General features: G+C 68.8%; 18 protein-coding genes and 1 pseudogene. 1 reads left to right on the top strand and 18 read right to left on the bottom strand.

Features of this window, described 5'->3' with window-relative positions; translation table 11 throughout:
* Positions 1-31: 31 nt before the first annotated feature.
* Both L2X99_RS18505 and L2X99_RS18500 read right to left on the bottom strand, forming a co-directional pair.
* The gene (locus L2X99_RS18505) at positions 32-544 is read right to left on the bottom strand and encodes a zinc-binding dehydrogenase (RefSeq protein WP_442923499.1); all 513 of its coding nucleotides are present in this window, start codon (positions 542-544) and stop codon (positions 32-34) included.
* Positions 469-978 carry an alcohol dehydrogenase catalytic domain-containing protein gene (locus tag L2X99_RS18500; RefSeq protein ID WP_442923498.1) on the bottom strand — a complete coding sequence of 170 codons (510 nt, stop codon included), beginning with the start codon at positions 976-978 and terminating at the stop codon, positions 469-471. The genes L2X99_RS18505 and L2X99_RS18500 overlap by 76 nt, the downstream gene beginning before the upstream one ends.
* A gap of 53 nt (positions 979-1031) precedes the next feature.
* Between L2X99_RS18500 and L2X99_RS04565 the strand changes: the two genes are divergently transcribed.
* Positions 1032-2807, top strand: coding sequence for a DUF2207 domain-containing protein (locus L2X99_RS04565; protein ID WP_236135686.1), 1776 nt, complete (start codon positions 1032-1034; stop codon positions 2805-2807).
* 1 nt (position 2808) lies between these two features.
* Here L2X99_RS04565 and L2X99_RS04560 read toward each other — a convergent pair whose 3' ends face one another.
* The 16 genes and pseudogenes from L2X99_RS04560 to L2X99_RS04485 all read right to left on the bottom strand — a co-directional run bounded on the left by L2X99_RS04560 (position 2809) and on the right by L2X99_RS04485 (position 17950).
* Positions 2809-3105, bottom strand: coding sequence for a hypothetical protein (locus L2X99_RS04560; protein ID WP_236124883.1), 297 nt, complete (start codon positions 3103-3105; stop codon positions 2809-2811).
* Between the two features lie 201 nt (positions 3106-3306).
* Positions 3307-4203: a GTPase Era gene (gene era / locus L2X99_RS04555; RefSeq protein ID WP_236124884.1), complete on the bottom strand. Its 897-nt coding sequence runs from the start codon at positions 4201-4203 to the stop codon at positions 3307-3309.
* The gene (locus L2X99_RS04550; RefSeq protein WP_236135685.1) at positions 4196-5467 is read right to left on the bottom strand and encodes a hemolysin family protein; all 1272 of its coding nucleotides are present in this window, start codon (positions 5465-5467) and stop codon (positions 4196-4198) included. The genes era and L2X99_RS04550 overlap by 8 nt, the downstream gene beginning before the upstream one ends.
* Positions 5464-5922, bottom strand: a complete 459-nt coding sequence (ybeY, locus tag L2X99_RS04545; RefSeq protein ID WP_236124885.1) for an rRNA maturation RNase YbeY — start codon at positions 5920-5922, stop codon at positions 5464-5466. Before ybeY ends, L2X99_RS04550 begins: the two co-directional genes overlap by 4 nt.
* Before the next feature lie 16 nt (positions 5923-5938).
* A complete protein-coding gene (locus L2X99_RS04540; RefSeq protein WP_236135907.1) occupies positions 5939-6964 on the bottom strand; it encodes a PhoH family protein in 1026 nt (341 codons plus the stop codon).
* Positions 6965-7007: 43 nt separating this feature from the next.
* Positions 7008-7355: an HIT domain-containing protein gene (locus tag L2X99_RS04535; RefSeq protein ID WP_236124886.1), complete on the bottom strand. Its 348-nt coding sequence runs from the start codon at positions 7353-7355 to the stop codon at positions 7008-7010.
* 40 nt (positions 7356-7395) lie between these two features.
* Positions 7396-7794: a PIN domain-containing protein gene (locus L2X99_RS04530; protein WP_236124887.1), complete on the bottom strand. Its 399-nt coding sequence runs from the start codon at positions 7792-7794 to the stop codon at positions 7396-7398.
* A complete protein-coding gene (locus L2X99_RS04525) occupies positions 7791-8036 on the bottom strand; it encodes an AbrB/MazE/SpoVT family DNA-binding domain-containing protein (protein ID WP_236124888.1) in 246 nt (81 codons plus the stop codon). The genes L2X99_RS04530 and L2X99_RS04525 overlap by 4 nt, the downstream gene beginning before the upstream one ends.
* Before the next feature lie 29 nt (positions 8037-8065).
* Positions 8066-8795 (bottom strand): annotated as a pseudogene (locus L2X99_RS04520) (16S rRNA (uracil(1498)-N(3))-methyltransferase).
* A gap of 1 nt (position 8796) precedes the next feature.
* Complete coding sequence (dnaJ, locus tag L2X99_RS04515) at positions 8797-9909, bottom strand: molecular chaperone DnaJ (protein ID WP_329608166.1); 1113 nt, start codon at positions 9907-9909, stop codon at positions 8797-8799.
* A 40-nt stretch (positions 9910-9949) separates the two neighbouring features.
* The gene (gene hrcA, locus L2X99_RS04510) at positions 9950-10981 is read right to left on the bottom strand and encodes a heat-inducible transcriptional repressor HrcA (RefSeq protein WP_236124890.1); all 1032 of its coding nucleotides are present in this window, start codon (positions 10979-10981) and stop codon (positions 9950-9952) included.
* A gap of 162 nt (positions 10982-11143) precedes the next feature.
* A complete protein-coding gene (gene hemW, locus L2X99_RS04505; protein ID WP_236135684.1) occupies positions 11144-12385 on the bottom strand; it encodes a radical SAM family heme chaperone HemW in 1242 nt (413 codons plus the stop codon).
* A 16-nt stretch (positions 12386-12401) separates the two neighbouring features.
* Complete coding sequence (locus L2X99_RS04500; protein WP_236124891.1) at positions 12402-13055, bottom strand: DUF1990 family protein; 654 nt, start codon at positions 13053-13055, stop codon at positions 12402-12404.
* Between the two features lie 172 nt (positions 13056-13227).
* Positions 13228-14268: an ABC transporter substrate-binding protein gene (locus L2X99_RS04495; RefSeq protein WP_236124892.1), complete on the bottom strand. Its 1041-nt coding sequence runs from the start codon at positions 14266-14268 to the stop codon at positions 13228-13230.
* Positions 14269-15077: 809 nt separating this feature from the next.
* On the bottom strand, positions 15078-17021 hold the full coding sequence (locus L2X99_RS04490; RefSeq protein ID WP_236124893.1) for an ABC transporter ATP-binding protein: 1944 nt from the start codon (positions 17019-17021) through the stop codon (positions 15078-15080).
* Positions 17018-17950, bottom strand: a complete 933-nt coding sequence (locus tag L2X99_RS04485) for an ABC transporter permease (RefSeq protein ID WP_236124894.1) — start codon at positions 17948-17950, stop codon at positions 17018-17020. The genes L2X99_RS04490 and L2X99_RS04485 overlap by 4 nt, the downstream gene beginning before the upstream one ends.
* Position 17951: the final 1 nt, after the last annotated feature.

Raw genomic sequence — 17951 nt, 5'->3', positions numbered from 1 at the left:
CAGGATGCTCAGCCTGGACGCCGTCGCCGGCTCAGGGGATGAGCGCGAGCTTTCCGCCGGGGTGGCCGGTCGCGACGATCCGCAGGGCTTCCTTCGCCTCGGCGAGCGGGAAGGTGCGTGCCACGGGCACGGTCAGACCACCGCGCTCCGCGAGGGCGATCAGGCGCGGTCGCGCGGCGTCCCGGAACCGCGTACTGTCCGGCAGCGATCCGGCGATCGCGCGGAACCCGTTCTCCCGCGCACGGCCGGCTGCGACGATGGTGACGATGCGGGAACGATCCGGAACCAGCTCGAGCGACACGTCCACGGCCTCCGTGGTGCCGACGGCATCGAGCGTCGCGTCGATCGCGGCGATGCCGGCATCAGCCATCGCCGCACGGACCCGGCCCGCGAGTCCGTCGCCGTACGTCACCGGGAGGCCGCCGAACCGGCGCACCTCGTCCGCGCGCCGCGCGCCGGCCGTGCCGATCACCCGGATGCCGCGATGCGCGGCCTGCTGCAGGACGCTGACGCCCACCGCACCGGACGCGCCGTGCAGCAGCACGGTCTCCCCTCGGCTGCCGCGGTCACGGCGAGCATCTCCGCCGCCGTGGTGCCGGCCAGCAGCAGGTTCGCCGCCTCAGGATGGCTGAGCGTGGTGGGCTTGCGGAAGACCTTCTCGGCCGGCACCGTGACCTCGGTCGCGTAGCCGCCGTTGATCCGGAACGCGATGACCTCGTCGCCCACCGCGGCCCCACCGGAGCCTATCCGGGTGTCCGGGCCCACCGCCGCGAGCTCGCCGGAGACCTCGTACCCGATCGCCGCGGGCAGCTCCGTGCCGGGACGGGCCGTGGCGACGTGCTTGGCATCGGCGGGGTTCACGCCGGCCGCACGAACGCGGATCGTGACCTCACCGCTTCCCGGGGCGGCAGGCTCGTACTCCTCGAACCTCCAGTTCTCGGGGCTGCCCCACTGCGGGGCGATCCAGTGCCAGGCCATCTCTGCTCCGCTCGTCTCCTCCACGCTACGCCCGCTCCGGATAGCGTGGAGGAATGCGTCTCCGCACCCTCCTCCGCACCGTTCTGGTCGCCGGGTTCCTCACCGTCCTCGCGGCGGCGGGCCTACCGGCGTCCGTCGCTCACGCCGACGTGGACGACTTCGACTACTCGTCCTGGGACTCGCAGTTCGATATCGGCCTGGACGACGAGGGACGGGCACTGATGCATGTCACAGAGACCGTCGTCGCGGAGTTTCCGCAGACCGACCAGAACCGCGGCATCGTGCGCGGCCTCGCCGAGATGTACGGCGATGCGCCGCTGTATCCGACCGTGATCTCGGTCACCGACGGCAAGGGCGAGGACGTGCCCTTCGAGACCGACTCCGACGACGACGTGCTGTTCGTGTCGATCGACGACGACACGTACAAGCACGGCGCCACGACGTACGTGATCGAGTACACGATGCGCGACGTCTTCCACGCACCGGATGACGCGGACATCGACGAGTTCTACTGGGATCTGCTGCCGCTCGACTCCACGCAGGACATCGCACGGTTCACCGGCAGCATCCGATTCGACGGCAGCCTGACTGCAGCGAGTGCGGGCGATCCGAGCTGCTACCAGGGCGGCTACGGCTCGACGCAGAGGTGCGACCTCGTCGAGCAGGACGGCGTCTACACCGTGACGGCCACCGATCTGCCGGCCCGTGAGGGCGTCACGGTGGCCTTCCCCTTCGAGCCCGGCACGGTCACCCCCTCGCCCGCGCTGCGGCCCGACCCGGTCACCGACGTGGTGCCCTACGGCGTCGTCGGCGCCGGCGTGCTGCTCAGTGGCGCGGGCCTGCTGTCCGTCGGCCTCATGAAGCGCCGGCATCGCGAGCAGGGCCGCGGGATCGTGGTCGCGCAGTACGAGGTGCCGTCCGACCTGCCCCCGCTGCTCGCCTCCGAGATCGCGGGCGGCCGCTCGAAGGCGATTCCGGCCCAGATCGTGCACCTGGCCGTGCGCGGCGCGCTGCGCATCGAGGACGGCGAGAAGAAGCCGAGACTCACCCTCGTCACCGGCGAGGGCACCGCGGACCCGCTGGACGCGGCCGCGCTGACAGCCCTCTTCCCAAAGCTCAAGCCCGGTAAGACGATCGACCTCGCGACGCCCAGCAGCAAACTCGCCACCCGCCTGTCGAAGCTGCCCGGGACGGCGAGCACCGCGGCGCGCGAGCGCGGGCTGGCCGCACGGAAGCGCTCCGTCGTCGGACTGGTGTGCGGCCTCCTCGCGATCCTCGCCGCACTCGTCGCGATCGCGCTCACGATCCCCGGTCTCGTCGTGCAGCGGCCGGCCGCGATCATCGCCTTCGTGCTCAGCATCCTCGTCGGCGTGGCGGTGATCGTCAACGCCGTCGTACTGATGCGGAAGAAGACCGTCCTCACGAGGCAGGGCGCGGAGGTTCGAGAGCACCTGCTCGGCGTTAGCGAATACATCCGACTCGCCGAGGCTGATCGCGTGCGGATGCTGCAGTCGTACCAGGGCGCGGAGCGCCGCGACGACGGTGGTGTGGACGTCATCGTGCTGTACGAGCGACTGCTCCCCTACGCGATGCTGTTCGGCCTGGAGAAGGACTGGGCCAGAGTCCTCGAGGTGCAGTACCAGCAGCGCAGCTACGTGCCGGCCTGGTACACCGGGTACGCGTACGGCATGCTCGGCTCTTCGCTGTCGCGGATGGGCTCTTCGCTGAGCGCGACCGCGGTGGCCACGTCGTCGTCGACATCGAGCGGCTCGTTCGGCGGCGGCTTCTCGGGCGGAGGGGGCGGGGGCGGGTTCTCCGGCGGGCGCTGAGTCAGTCGCCGACACCGCTCCCGGATCCGCTTCCCGCCCCGTCCGGAGTGAGAATGCCCAGGAGCACGTAGACGCATGCTCCGGCGACGATCGCCAGCCCGACCACGAGCACGAATCGCGCCCAGGGGCGTTTCGCATCGACGAAGCCGAGCGCCGCGAGGAACAGCCCGACGGCGCCGACGTAGTACGGCCCGAAGATCGATCCGAAGAGCCCGATCGCCAGCCCGAGAAGCGCGCCGACGACGACGGCGGCACGTCGCCACCGCCCCGCAGATTCCCGCCTCACCGTAGCGTCCATGCCCCGATGATCCCACGATGCACCACGCTTCGACAGGCTCAGCGACCCAGAGACGGACCCTGCGACCCAGAGACAGGCTCAGCGACCCAGAGACGGACCCTGCGACCCAGAGACAGGCTCAGCGACCCAGAGACGGACCCAGCGACTCAGCGACCGCCCCGGCGCCCCAGAGGGCGGGACCTCGATCTGATGACGTACCGCTCAGAACCCGAGCTTGCCGAGCTGCTTGGGGTCGCGCTGCCACTCCTTGGCGACCTTCACGTGCAGGCCGAGGAACACGCGGGTGCCGAGCAGCGGCTCGATCTGCGCCCTGGCGCGTGCGCCGACGTCGCGAAGGCGCGAGCCCTTCCGGCCGATGATGATCGCCTTCTGGCTGTCACGCTCGACCACGATCGACGCGTGCACGTCGGTGAGGTCGCTGTCCTCGCGCGGTGCGATGTCGTCGATCACCACGGCGATGGAGTGCGGCAACTCGTCACGCACGCCCTCCAGAGCCGCCTCACGGATGATCTCCGCCACCCGGTCTTCGAGCGACTCGTCGGTGACGACGCCGTCCTCGTACAGCGCGGGGCCGGTGGGCATCAGCGCGAGCACCTCGTCGGCGAGGACATCGAGCTGGTCGTTCGCGACCGACGAGAGCGGGATGACCGCGGACCAGTCCTCGCGCAACGAGTCCACCTCGATGAGACGCTCCGTGATCTCGTCGCGCTCCGCGGCATCCGTCTTGGTGACGATCGCGATCTTCTTCGCGCGGGGGTAGCCGTCCAGCGATGCCGCGATACGACGGTCGCCCGGGCCGACCTTCTCGGTCGCGGGCACGCAGAAGCCGATCACGTCGACGTCACCGAGAACCTGCTCCACAAGGTCGTTCAACCGCTCGCCGAGCAGCGTGCGCGGCTTGTGGATGCCGGGGGTGTCCACGATCACGAGCTGCCCGCCGGGCCGGTTCACGATGCCGCGGATGGCGCGCCTCGTGGTCTGCGGCTTCTCGCTGGTGATGGCGATCTTCTCGCCCACCAGAGCGTTGGTCAGCGTGGACTTGCCCACGTTCGGGCGCCCCACGAACGTGACGAATCCGCTGTGCTTGTCTTCACTCATCTTCCGACTCCTCCTCCGGCGCGCGCTCCACGAACACCGTAGCGATACCTCTGCCGCGTCCGCGCGACGCGCCACCCGTGAGCACCAGGCCGTCGACGACGGCCATGGCCCCCGGCTGCGGCACCTGACCGAGCGCCTTGCCGAGCAGGCCGCCGATCGAGTCGACGTCCTCATCCTCGAGCTCGAGCTCGAACAGGTCGCCGACGTCCTCCAGCGAGAGCCGGGAGTTCACCCGGTACCGGCCGCCGCCGAGCTCGACGATCTCGGCCGGGCCGCGGTCGTACTCGTCGGAGATCTCTCCGACCAGCTCCTCGATGAGGTCCTCCAGCGTGACCAGGCCCGAGATCCCGCCGTGCTCGTCGATCACCAGGCACACGTGCACCGCGTCGCGCTTCATCTGCTGCAGCAGCGTCTCCGCGCGCATCGACTCGGGCACGAACGTCGCCGGGCGGGCGATCGGGCGCACCGGCGCACCGCGCCACGCGCTCTCGTCGCGGTAGGCGAACTGCACCAGGTCTTTCAGGTAGAGCACGCCCACCACGTCGTCGGCGTCATCGTCGACCACCGGCATCCGTGAGACGCCCTTCGACAGGAACAGGTCCATCGCCTCGGTCGTCGTCGCGGTGGCGTCCACCGCGACCATCTCGGTGCGGGGCACCATGACGGCGCGCACGAACTGGTCGGTGAAGTCGAACACCGAGTGGATCAGGTCGCGGTCGTCCTCCTCGATGAGGTCGTTGGACGCCGCCTCGTCGACCATGCTCAACAGCTGCTCCTCAGAGGCGAACGAGCTGCGCCCGCCACCGGGGGTGACCCGGCGGCCGAGCGAGACGAGGCCCTGCGCGAGCGGCCCGAGCACCACCCGCACGCCATGCACGACCGGAGCCCAGAGCCGCAGCAGGCCATCCGCGTGGTGCCGCCCGAACGATCGGGGACTCGCCCCGACCAGCACGAAGGTGATCCCGGTCATCAGCACGGCGGCGGCGAGCATCGCCCACCAGTCGTTCGGCAGCGTCTGCACGAGCGCGACGGTCACGAGCACCGCCGCGGTGGTCTCGGAGAGCACGCGCATGAACGCGACGGAGTTCACGTGCGCGTCCGGATCCTCGGCGATCCTCGCCAGCGCGGACGCGTTGCGCCCCTCCTCGGCCATCTCCTCGAGGTCGCTGCGCGAGCTCACCGAGAAAGCCGCGTCGACTGCTGCCATCAGGCCGCCGAACGCGACCAGGATCACGGCGGCGGCGAGCAGGAATCCCGCGATCATCGTCGGCGTTCGGATGCCGCGAACCCGCGGATCAGCTCCTTCTGCAGCCCGAACATCTCACGCTCCTCGTCGGGCTCGGCGTGATCGAATCCGAGCAGGTGCAGCAGACCGTGCGTGGTGAGCAGGATCAGCTCGTCCATCAGCGTGTGGCCGGCCGTCTGCGCCTGCGATTCCGCGACCTGCGGGCAGAGCACGATGTCACCGAGGAGCCCGGGCGGCGTCGGGTGGTCCTCGCTGCCGGGCCGCAGCTCGTCCATCGGGAAGCTCAGCACGTCCGTCGGGCCGGGCTCATCCATCCACTGCACGTGCAGCGACTCCATCGCCCCCTCGTCCACGAGGACGATCGCGACCTCGGCGTCCGGGCTGACGTGCAGCTGAGCGAGGTTGAACTCGGTGAGCCGCTGCAGCACCGTCTCGTCGATGGAGACGGCGGACTCGTTGTTGATCTCGATCATGCCTGTGCTCGTTTCATCAGGAAAGGCCTCGCTTCGGCATCCGGTCCCTCGGCCCCGGCCGCATCCCCGAGCGCCGGTCGGCGCGGTTCGCGAACTCGTGCGCCTGCTCGCGCTCCGCCCGGGCGGCCGTGCGCTGCTCGTCGTACTCGCTGTAGGCATCGACGATCCGCCCCACCAGCGTGTGCCGTACGACGTCGTCGCTGGTCAGCCGGGAGAAGTGGATGTCGTCGATGTCCTTCAGCACCCGCGTCACCAGGCGCAGTCCCGACGCGCCCTGCGGCAGGTCGACCTGGGTGATGTCTCCGGTGACGACCATCCTCGTGCCGAAGCCGAGACGGGTCAGGAACATCTTCATCTGCTCGGGCGTGGTGTTCTGCGCCTCGTCGAGCACGACGAACGAGTCGTTCAGGGTGCGGCCGCGCATGTACGCCAGCGGAGCGACCTCGATCGTGCCGCTGGCCATCAGCCGGGGCACGATCTCGGGGTCCATCATCTCGTTCAGTGCGTCGTACAGCGGCCGCAGATACGGGTCGATCTTGTCGGTCAGGGTGCCGGGCAGGAAGCCCAGCCGCTCCCCCGCCTCCACTGCCGGACGCGTCAGAATGATGCGCTCGACCTCCTTGCGCTGCAGCGCCTGCACGGCCTTCGCCATCGCCAGGTAGGTCTTGCCGGTTCCGGCCGGACCGATGCCGAAGACGATCGTGTTCTCCTCGATCGCGTCGACGTACTCCTTCTGGCCCAGCGTCTTCGGGCGGATCACCCGGCCGCGGGTGGACAGGATCGCCTCGCCGAGCACCTCGCTCGGCCGCGGCCCGTCGTCGCGGCGAAGCATGCGCGCGGAGCTCTCCACGTCGCTCGGAGCCAGGTCGTGCCCGGCCCGCGTCATCGTGATGAGCTCGTCGGTGAGGCTCTTGGCGGCGGCGACGTCAGCTGCTGACCCGCTGAGCGTGATCTCGTTGCCGCGGACGAGCACCTGCACACCCGGATGCTGTCTCTCGAGCATCCGCAGCAGTCGGTCCTGCGGGCCGAGCAGCTGCACCATCGCGATGCCGTCGACGAGCAGGTGCTCGGTTCGTTCAGGGGTGTCAGAAGCCAATGAGCCGGTCCTCCGGAAGGTTGCCGAGCACGTGGGCGTGCACGTGGAATACGGACTGGGCGGCGCTGGCGCCGTTGTTGAAGATCAGGCGGTACTCGCCGTTCGCGTGCTCATCTGCGATCTGCTTGGCCATCGCAACCATGTCGGCGAGCAGTCCGGGATCACCTGCGGCGAGCTCGGTGACATCACGGAACGCCTCGCTCCGGGGAACCACGAGAGCGTGCAGCGGCGCCTGTGGATTGATGTCCCGGATCGCGAAAACGGTCTCGTTCTCGGCGAGGATCTCTCCAGGGATCTCACCACTGAGGATGCGCGTGAAGATCGAGGTGTCCGTCATGAGTTCAAGTCTCAGTGAGAGACGTCCACGACGGGTCCGGTCACAATGTCGTGTACGCGACACCCAGCGCGTCATAGGTCCGTCGGGCGCGCCTGTCTCGGGTGAGCAGAGTCAGCCCATGTGCGGCCGCTGTCATTCCGACAAGCCCGTCGTAGACCGCTCCCCCGATCACCCCCGCTCGTGCCAACTGCGGGACCAGTGACTCTCGTGCTTTCGGCATGAGGTCGATGATGCCCCACGGCAGTGCCGCAAGGGCATCCGACGCGGTGACGGCGTCAAGCCGCCCGTGCGGCAATCGGGTGAGGACGCTGTACGACTCCAACAGGACGTGCGCGCCGATCGCCGTGACGTCGCGCACGACTTCTCTCGTTCGCTCGTGCTCCGGATGCCAGGGCGCGAGGACCGCGATCAGCACGCTGGTGTCGCACGTCGCGGTCATCGTCGCGTCGAATCCAGCACCGAACGCACGATCTCGTCGTCGATCGACTCGACGTCACCATCGGGGATCAGCCGCGGCAGCTCGGCGCTGGTGTCGATCTTCGCTCTGATCGGCGCGTACTCGATCTCGATGTGGCCGTCCACGAACGTCACGTCGACAGGGATGCCCGGGCGGAGTCCCATTGCGTCTCGAACCGACTTCGGCACGACGAGACGGCCCGCAGCGTCGATGGTGATGCTCATGGTATCAATCTACCATCGGGAATGCCATCTCACCAGCGCCCGAGGATGCCGCTCAGCACCGCGATCGCGGCGGGACCCGCGGTCGACGTGCGCAGCACGGTGTCGCCGAGCCGCACGCGCTCGGCACCGGCGGCGGTCAGGCGGTCCAGCTCCTCCGGCGCGATCCCGCCCTCAGGGCCGACGACGAGTACGAGATCGCGATCATCGGCGCGGATGCTGCTGAGCCCGGCCTCCGGCGGTGGGATCGAGCACCAGCATCCGGGCGTTCGCCGCGCGCTTCGCGAGCTGCCCGGTGGACTCGACCGCCGCGACCTCGGGAACCCACGGCCGGTGCGCCTGCTTGGCCGCCTCCCGCACGATCGCCGCCCAGCGCTCCCTGCCCTTCGCGGCCTTCGGCCCCTCCCAGCGGGAGATGCTGCGCGACGCCTGCCAGGGCACGATCTCGTCGACGCCGAGCTCGCACGCAGCCTGGACGGCCAGTTCGTCGCGATCGCCCTTCGCGAGGGCCTGCGCCAACACGATCCGCACGTCAGGAAGCCCGTGCTCGCCGCGCGCGGTCACCCGCACCGAGACCTCGGCCGCGGAGACGTCCTCGACCACGCCCTCGAGCCACACCCCTGCGCCGTCGCCGATCGTGACGGACTCGCCGACGCGGACCCTGCGCACGACCGCGGCGTGCTTGGCCTCTGCGCCGGTGAGCATCACGATCTCGCCCACGTGCGCCGTGGTGCCGGTCGGCGTCACGAAGTGCAGTGCCACGTCAGTGCCCGCGCAGCCGGTCGCGCAGCTTGGAGAACAGGCCCTGCTGGAACTGCGCGAGCTTCGGCGCGGGCGCCTTCTGCTTCTTCGCGAAGTCCTCGATCAGCCTGCGCTGCGCGGAGTCGAGCCTGGTCGGGGTCACGACCTGCACTCCCACGCGCAGGTCGCCGCGCTGGCTGCCCCGCAGCGGGGTGATCCCGCGTCCCCCGATCGTCAGCACGTCGCCGGACTGCAGCCCGGAGCGGATCTCGAGGTCGACCGTGCCGTCCAGGCCGTCGATCGTCGTCGTGGTGCCGAGGATCGCGTCGGTCATCGACACCTCGAGCGTGGCGAGCAGGTCGTCGCCGTCGCGGCTGAACACCGGATGCGGGGCGACGGTGACCTCGACGTACAGGTCGCCGTTCGGACCGCCGGCGCGTCCCACCTCGCCCGAGCCGGGCAGCTGCAGACGCAGTCCGGTCTCGACGCCGGCCGGGATGTCCAGCGACACGGTGCGGCGCGAGCGCACCCGACCCTGGCCGGCGCAGGCGGCGCACGGGTACGGGATGGTGGTGCCGTAGCCCTCGCAGGTGCCGCACGGCTGAGTCGTGACGACATTGCCGAGCAGGCTGCGCACCTGGCGCTGCACGTGACCGCTGCCGCCGCACACGTCGCAGGTGACCGGCGAGGTGCCCTCCTGGCAGCACGATCCGTTGCACGTCTCGCAGAGCACGGCGGTGTCCACCTCGATGTCGCGGTGCGCACCGAACACGACGTCGCCGAGCTCGAGGTTCACCCGCACCAGGGCGTCCTGTCCGCGCTCGCGGCGCGACCGCGGACGCGCGGAGCGCGCTCCCCCTGCGGCGCCGAAGAACGTCTCGAAGATGTCACCGAAGCCGCCGAAGCCGGCACCGCCGAAGCCGCCGTTCTCGTCACCGCCCATGTCGTAGCGGCGCCGCGAGTCCTCGTCGCTCAGCACGTCGTAGGCGTGCGTCACGAGCTTGAACTTCTCGGCGGCCTCCTCGCCCGGGTTCACGTCCGGGTGCAGCTGGCGCGCCAGCTTGCGGTAGGCCTTCTTGATCTCATCCTGCGTGGCGTCACGGGAGACCCCGAGCACCTCGTAATGGTCTGCCACAGTCACCTTCCTGAGTGTGTGCGTTGGTGGGCGCGCCGCGTCAGCGGCGGGCCTCGTCCTCTTCGAGCATCCGCGACAGGTAACGGGCCACGGCCCGCGCCGCCGCGAGATTGCTCGGATAGTCCATGCGGGTCGGTCCCATCACGCCGAGACGCGCGGTGCCGCCCTGCGCGATGTAGTCGCTCGCGACGATCGAGGCTTCGCCGAGCCCGAACGGCGCGTTCTCGGTGCCGATGCTGGCGGCCAGGCCGTGCTCGTCCGGCACCATCTCGCTCATCAGCCGCAGCAGGGTCACCTGCTCCTCGATCGCCTCGAGCAGCGGATGGATGCTGCCGCGGAAGTCCTGCTCGCGGCGCGCGAGCGTCGCCGCCCCCGCCATCACGAGCTTCTCCTGGCGGAACTCCTCGAGCTCCTCGCCGATCACCACCGCGAGGGCGGTGAGCGCCGGGTCGGGTCGCGTCTCGGAGGGCACTCGCAGCACCGCGATCCGATCCACGGCATCCGCCACCGCTCGTCCGGTGATGAGCGCGGAGAGACGGGCGCGGAGCACCGCGACCTCTCCCTCGTCGACCTCGACGGGCAGCAGGGCGATGCGCTGCGAGACGCCGCCCGCATCGGTCACCAGCACGACGAGGAGCCGGTTCGGCGCCAGGCCCACGAGCTCGAGATGGGTGATGCTGGCGCGGGCGAAGGACGGGTACTGGGCGAGGGCGACCTGCCCGGTGAGCTGCGTGAGCACGCGCACGGTGCGGGCCATCAGGTCGTCGAGATCGGCCGGGTCGGCGAGGAACGTCTCGATCGCCGAGCGCTGCGCCGTGCTGAGCGGACGCACCTGGGCGAGGTGGTTCACGAAGACCCGATACCCCTTGTCGGTGGGCACCCTGCCGGATGAGGTGTGCGGGGCGGCGATGAGCTCCTCGTCCTCGAGCAGCGCCATGTCATTGCGGATCGTCGCCGCCGAGACCCCGAAGGCATGCCGCTCGACGATCGATCTGCTGCCCACGGGCTCCTGCGTCTCGACGTAGTCCTGCACGATCGCCCGGAGCACCTGAAGCCCTCGTTCCGAGACCATGATGCTCCCTCCGCTCTGGCACTCACACGTACTGAGTGCCAATTCTACCCGCACGCTCTCGCTCGTTGAGCGAGCGACGAAGGAGCGAGACGAAACGCGCCACGGTCCGCGAGGCCGGTCACGACGTTTCGTCTCGCTCCGCTCGCTCAACGACCGGACTGGTCAGTCCGTGAGAGCTCTGACGACGGCGTCGGCGAGCAGGCGCCCCTGCAGGGTGAGCCGAAGGCGCTTCTCACGCAGAGCGGATGCCCCGTCCACGAGCCCGTCCGCGATCAGTCCTGCCACGACGTCGCGGTTGTCTATCGGGAGCTCGTCGAGAGGAATGCCCTCGGACAACCTGCTGCGCAGCAGAACGCGCTCCAGCATCCGCGCCTCGTCGTCCGGTCGCTCCCGGCCGGCGGCAGGTGACTCCCCTGCCGCGAGGCGCTGCGCATACGCGGCCGGGTGCTTGACGTTCCACCACCGCAGGCCCGCGACGTGGCTGTGCGCGCCGGGTCCGAAGCCCCACCAGTCCGACCCCAGCCAGTACGCGAGATTGTGCCGGGATCGGTTGTCCGAATGGGTCCCTGAGCCTGTCGAAGGGCGCGCCCAGTTGCTCACCTCGTACCAGCCGAAGCCGGCCGCGCCCAGACGCGCGTCCGCCAGCTCGTACATGTCCGCCTGCAGATCGTCGTCCGGAGCGGGAACCTCGCCGCGGCGGATCTGCCTGGCGAGCTTCGTGCCGTCCTCGATGATCAGGGCGTACGCGGAGATGTGGTCGGGGTCGAGCGCGAGGGCGGCGTCGAGCGATGACTCCCAGTCCCCCAGCGACTCCCCGGGGGCCCCGTAGATCAGGTCGACGCTCACCGCGAGCCCCGCCGCGCGCGCGGCATCCACGGCGGTGCGCACGTTCTCCGGTCGGTGCGTGCGGTCGAGGGCGGCGAGCACATGCGGCACGGCCGACTGCATTCCGACCGACAGGCGGGTCACGCCGGCATCCGCCAGTCGCGTCGCGACCTCACGCGTCACCGTGTCCGGGTTCGCTTCAACGGTCACCTCGGCGCCGTCCTCGATCCCGAACGCCGCGACGGTGGTCTCCAGCATCCGGGCCAGGTCGCCTGCTGGAAGCAGCGTGGGGGTCCCGCCGCCGAAGAAGACACTGTGCAGCGGACGGAGGCCGCCCGCCTGCGCGAGCACGCCGCGGGCGAGCGCCACCTCGGCGTTCAGCGTGTCGGCGTACTCGTCCTGCCTGACGCCGCGCAGCTCCGTCGCCGTGTACGTGTTGAAGTCGCAGTAGCCGCAGCGCACCCGGCAGAACGGCACATGCAGGTACGCAGAGAAGGGGACCGCGGCGTCGACGACGATGTCGTCGGGCAGGCTCCCGTCGGCAGGGGCGGGATCGCCCAGCGGAAGAGGTCCTGCCATCAGCGCGCGATCGTCATCAGATCGGGGTCGCGTACAACGGCGAGATCGCCCGCAGGTAGCGGGCGAACAGCTCACGACGACGACGCTTCACGAGCGCCGGGACCATGCGGTACATCATCCGATTCGGTGCGTCGAAGGCGCGCACCGTGAACCAGACCTCGTCGCTGTCCTCGCGCCAGTCCACGTCGAAGGCCTCTTCGCCGCTGACCACGGAACCGCCCATGGTGCCGAGCACGAAGCCGATCCGGCGCGGCTCCTCGGTGACCGAGATCACGCGCAGCTCGGCGTCGGCCCGCAGACCCTTCACGCGACCACGCACCTTGAGCGTCATGCCCGGGCCGGCGTACGGCGTTCCTTCCGCGTCGTAGCGCTGCTCCTGGTCACGGCGGCTGGGAGCGATCGCGTTGCCCTCGCCGTCGAAGCTCACGCCGGCGTACGTGGGACCCGCGGCAGGCCGGACGTCCTCGAGCGTGAGGCCCGCCGCACGCTGCGCGGTCCAGGACAGCAGGGCGTCTCCGGCGGTGCGGAAACGGTCCTCGCCACTGCCGATCCGCCACGAGTCCTCGGCCGGCAGACTGCGCTCCGGCGGATACTGCATGAGGTCGGGCGCGTGCGACGCCCCGACCGCGGCGTAATCGACCGTGCCTTCTCGGAATGTCCCGCGACGCATGGGATCAAGCCTACGTGACGTGCGGCTGTGCGACTGCTCCATACCCTTCGACAGGCTCAGGGACCCAGGTGGTGGGTCGCTGAGCCCGTCGAAGCGCGCAGAAGCGGGGCCGGCGGATCAACCACCGGCCCCGCTTCACAGGGCACTTCGACGGGCTCAGCGGCCCGAGTGCTTACTTCTCCCAGCCCACGTTCTCCACCGGCTGGATGCCGAAGAGGTCGAGGCCCACGTAGGGCTCCGGGGTCAGGTTGGCGAGACCCTTCTTCGCGGTCACGATGGACGGACCGTTGTAGATCGGGATGAGGCCCCAGCGCTTGTAGATCTCCGGCTCGAGCTTCATCGCCGCAGCGGTCTGCGCCTCCGGGTCGGAGAGCGACTCGACCTCGTCCTTGATCTGCTTGTCGAGGTCGGCGTCACCGACACCCGACAGGTTCAGACCGGAGTCCGAGCAGTACAGCTGGCAGAACCAGGCGGCACCGAACGGGTCCGACGAGGTGAAGCGCAGGCCGACGGCGTCCCAGTTCTTCGAGGTGTAGTCCTCGGAGAACTTGCTGGACGGGCGGACGTCGACCTTGAGGTCGATGCCGATCGCCTTCTCCTGGGCCTGCAGCGACTGCGCGAGCGCCTTCTGGGTCGGGTCGTCGCTGAAGATCGGGTAGGTCGCGGTGAGCTTGACGCCGTCCTTCTCGCGGATGCCGTCGGAGCCCTCCTTCCAACCGGCCTCGTCGAGCAGCTTCTTGGCGCCGTCGACGTCGAACTTCCAGCCTGCGGCCTTCATCGAGTCGGTGTAGCCGGGCTGGAACGAGAACAGCGTCAGCGAACCCGCCGGGTCCTCCTCGTAGTTCAGGCCGTTCCAGGCGATCTGCTTCTGCTGGTCGATGTTGACCGCCTTGAAGAAGGCCTCACGGACCTTGACGTCCTGGAACTGCGGCTTGGTCGAGTCGATCTGCAGGATCGTGTTGGCGGTCTGCTGGGCGCGGTAGGTCACCACGTCCTTCATGCCCTTGACCTGCTCCATGAGGTCCTTGGTGCCGGTGCCGACGGTGTCGATCTGGCCGTTCTTGAAGGCGTTGATCGCGGCCTGCGAGTCCATACCGGTGAAGGTGACCTTGTCGAGGAGCGGCTTGTCGCCCCACCACTCGGTGTTCGGCTTGAAGGAGACGTAGTCCTTGTTCGCGTCGAACTCGTCGATCGTGTACGGACCTGCACCCACTCCGGGTGCGGGTTGTCGATCATGGCCTCGTTGAAGTTCTTCGCGTCAGCGAGGGCGGGGTGGATGACGCCGCCGTTGAACGGCATCTCCGGCCAGGCGAACTCGCCCTTGAAGGTCACGATGGCGGTCTTCGCGGTGTCACCCTGCTCGACCTTCTCGATCTCCTTGTAGCCGTCGGTCGCGTTCGGGTTGAAGCCCTCGTCGTACGAGCGGTTGGCCTTCCAGGTCGCGTCGATGGCCGTCCAGTCCATCTCCGTGCCGTCGTTCCAGTGCGCTTCCTTGGTGAAGGTGAACGTCAGAACGGTCTTGCCGTCCTTGACCTCGTTCTTCCACTCATCGAGGTAGTTGTCGTTCTTGTACTGCGTGCCGTCCGGCTTCATCAGGATGATCTGCGGCATGTACCACGCGGCGATGCGGGCCGTGTCGGCGCTGCCGTCGCTGTTGAACGAGTTCAGCTGGGCGGGCACCTCGTTGATCGGGAAGTTGACCGTGCCGCCCTCCTTGAGGTTCTCGCGCGGCTGCGGGTTGTAGTCAGCGGCCTCGACGCCGGCGGCCTCCCCGTCCTTGTTGTCGTCGCCACCGCCGGTGTTACCGGCAGCGCACCCGCTCAGAGCGAGTGCGAAAGCGCCGGTGAGTGCCAGCGCTCCCATCAGCTTGTACTGCTTCATGGTGCTCCTTTCGCCTTTCGGCGTGTCATAAGGGGAACGATAGTCAGCATCGTCCGTCAACAAGTGCGCCAGAGAGTGAATCTCGGCTAACTGTTATCGGACGGTGATCGACTGTGATCTTTCGGTGATATCGCCGGGGTGTCAGACGGTCGCCGGGCGGGTCGACATCGTCTCCGGGTCGAAGACGACGCGCTGGCGCGTGCGCTCGATGTCCGGGTCGGGGACGGGGATCGCCGACAGCAGCGCCTGGGTGTACGGATGCTGCGGACTGTCGAACACGTCGTCGACGTCGCCGTGCTCCACGAACTCGCCGAGGTACATCACGGCGACTCGGTCCGCGATGTGCCGCACCACGGAGAGGTCGTGCGCCACGAACAGGTACGAGAGCCCGAGCTTGACCTTCAGCTCGTCGAGCAGGTTGATGACGCCGGCCTGGATCGACACGTCCAGCGCAGACACCGGCTCGTCGAGGACGACGATCTTCGGATTCGTCGACAGCGCGCGGGCGATGCCGATGCGCTGGCGCTGACCGCCCGAGAAGGCTCCGGGGAACCGGTCTCGGTGCGCGGGATTCAGCCCGACGAGGTCCATCAGCTCCATGACGCGCACGAGCGCGTCCTTCTTCGACGTGCCGATCGCGTAGAGCGGCTCGGCGATGATGTCGGTGACGGTCATGCGCGGGTCCAGCGCGCCCATCGGGTCCTGGAACACGATCTGGATGTCGCGTCGCAGCGCGCGCTCGTGTGCACCGTGCTTGATGTCGTCGACGTTGGTGCCGGCGATGATCAGGTCGCCGTCCTCCTGCTTGGCGAAGTCCATGATCTGCAGCAGCGTGGTGGTCTTGCCGCTGCCGGACTCGCCCACGATCGCCATCGTCTCGCCCTCGCGGACGTCGAAGCTGATGCCCTTGACCGCGTGGACCTCACCGACCTTGCGCTTGAACAGCGCCCCCTTGAGGAGCGGGAACGTCTTGGTCATGTTGCGGACCTCGAGCGTGACCGGACGCTCCTCGCGCGGCGTGCGGGTCAGATCGCTCTCCGGGACCTCGTGCACGGGGTACACCGGCAGACCGCCGATCAGGCCGTCGTCCGAGATCTCATCGGCACGGATGCAGGCGGCCTGGTGGAACTCACCGCTGCCGGTGTCGATCGAGACCAGATCGGGCTCGCGCTCGACGCACGCCGCGACCGCGATGGGGCAGCGGTTGGCGAACGGGCAGGCATCGGGCAGGTCGATCAGCAGCGGCGGATTGCCCTTGATCGGGACCAGCGGCTCCTTCTCGGCCTTGTCGACGCGCGGGATCGCGCCCAGAAGGCCGATCGAGTACGGCATGCGGGTGCGGTGGAAGAGCTCGCGAGCCTCGGCGTGCTCGACCGGCTTGCCCGCGTACATCACGATGACGTCGTCGGCGGTGCGCGCCACCACGCCCATGTCGTGGGTGATCATGATCACGGCCGCACCGGTCTCGTCCTGGGCCTTCTCGATCAGATCGAGGATCTGCGCCTGGATCGTGACGTCGAGCGCCGTGGTCGGCTCGTCGCAGATGATGAGCTTCGGGTTGTTGGCCATCGCGATCGCGATCACGATGCGCTGGCGCATGCCGCCCGAGAACTCGTGCGGGAAGGACTTCATCCGCTTCTCGGGGCTCGTGATCCCGACCAGCTTCATCAGTTCGAGCGCACGCGCCTCGGCATCGGCCTTGGAGAGGTTGCGGTGCACGGTCAGCGCCTCGATCAGCTGGTCGCCGATCGTGTACACCGGAGTGAGCGAGGTCAGCGGATCCTGGAAGACCATCGCCATGCCGTTGCCGCGGATGACCGACATCTGCTTGTCGGTCTTGCCGAGCAGCTCCTGGCCGTCGAACACGATCGAGCCGGTGACCTTGGCGTTCTCATCGAGGAGACCCATGATCGCGAGCGACGTGACCGACTTGCCGGAGCCCGACTCGCCCACGATGCCGAGCGTCTTGCCCGCCTCGAGGTCGAAGGAGACGCCGCGCACGGCGTCGACGCGCCCGGCCTCGGAGGCGAAGCTGACCTTGAGGTCGCGGACGGAGAGGACGTTGCTGGATGCTGCAGTGCTCATGCGCGGCCTCCTGCCGCCGAGGTGGGATCGAGGGCGTCACGGAGGCCGTCGGCGACGAGCGCCATGGACACGGTCAGCAGCGTCAGAGCGAGAGCCGGGAAGTAGAACAGCCACGGTGCGCTCGTGATCGTGCCGCTGCCCTCACCGATCAGGGAGCCCAGCGAGACGTCGGGGATCTTCACGCCGAAGCCGATGAACGAGAGGCCGGTCTCGGTGGTGACGGCCGCCACGATGCCGAGGGTGAAGTTGATCACCAGCAGCGAGCCGATGTTCGGGATGAGGTGCCGCACGACCGTTCGCATGCCGCGCACGCCCATGTAGCGCGCTGCCTGCACGTACTCGCGCTCGCGCACCGACAGCGTGAGCGTCCAGATGATGCGGGCGGGGAAGAACCAGCTCACGAAGATCATCACGAGCGAGATCACGCGCCAGTCGCCGCCGGAGTCGTTCGAGATGATCGACAGCAGCAGGAAGGTGGGGACGACCATCATGAAGTGGATGATCAGCAGCGAGATGCGCTCGGTCCATCCGCCGAAGTAGGCGGCGGCGGTGCCGACCAGCGCGGAGATCACCGTCGTGCCGATCGATACCACGAGCGCGATCATCAACGAGCGCTGCAGACCGACGGCGGTCTGGGTGTAGGTGTCGTTGCCCGAGGCGTTCGTGCCGAACCAGTGCTCCGCGGACGGCGGGGTGCTGAGGTTCAGGAAGTCCATGTCACTCACCGCGTACGGCGAGAACACCGGCCCGAGGACCGCGAACAGCACCAGCACGATGAACACGATGATGCCGCCGACGGCGGGCTTGTTGCGCATGAAGCGGCGCGTGTAGAGGGTCCACTTCGAGAGCGGCTTGCCCGCGGTGCGCTCCGCGGTGGTGTCCGGGCCGACCGGCGGCTGGACGGCGGGGTCGATCATGTCGGTGGTCATG

It is taken from the genome of Microbacterium sp. KUDC0406, assembly GCF_021582875.1.
In the GTDB taxonomy this organism is placed as follows: Bacteria; Actinomycetota; Actinomycetes; order Actinomycetales; family Microbacteriaceae; genus Microbacterium.
This window is presented reverse-complemented; position numbering and strand designations above follow the sequence as displayed.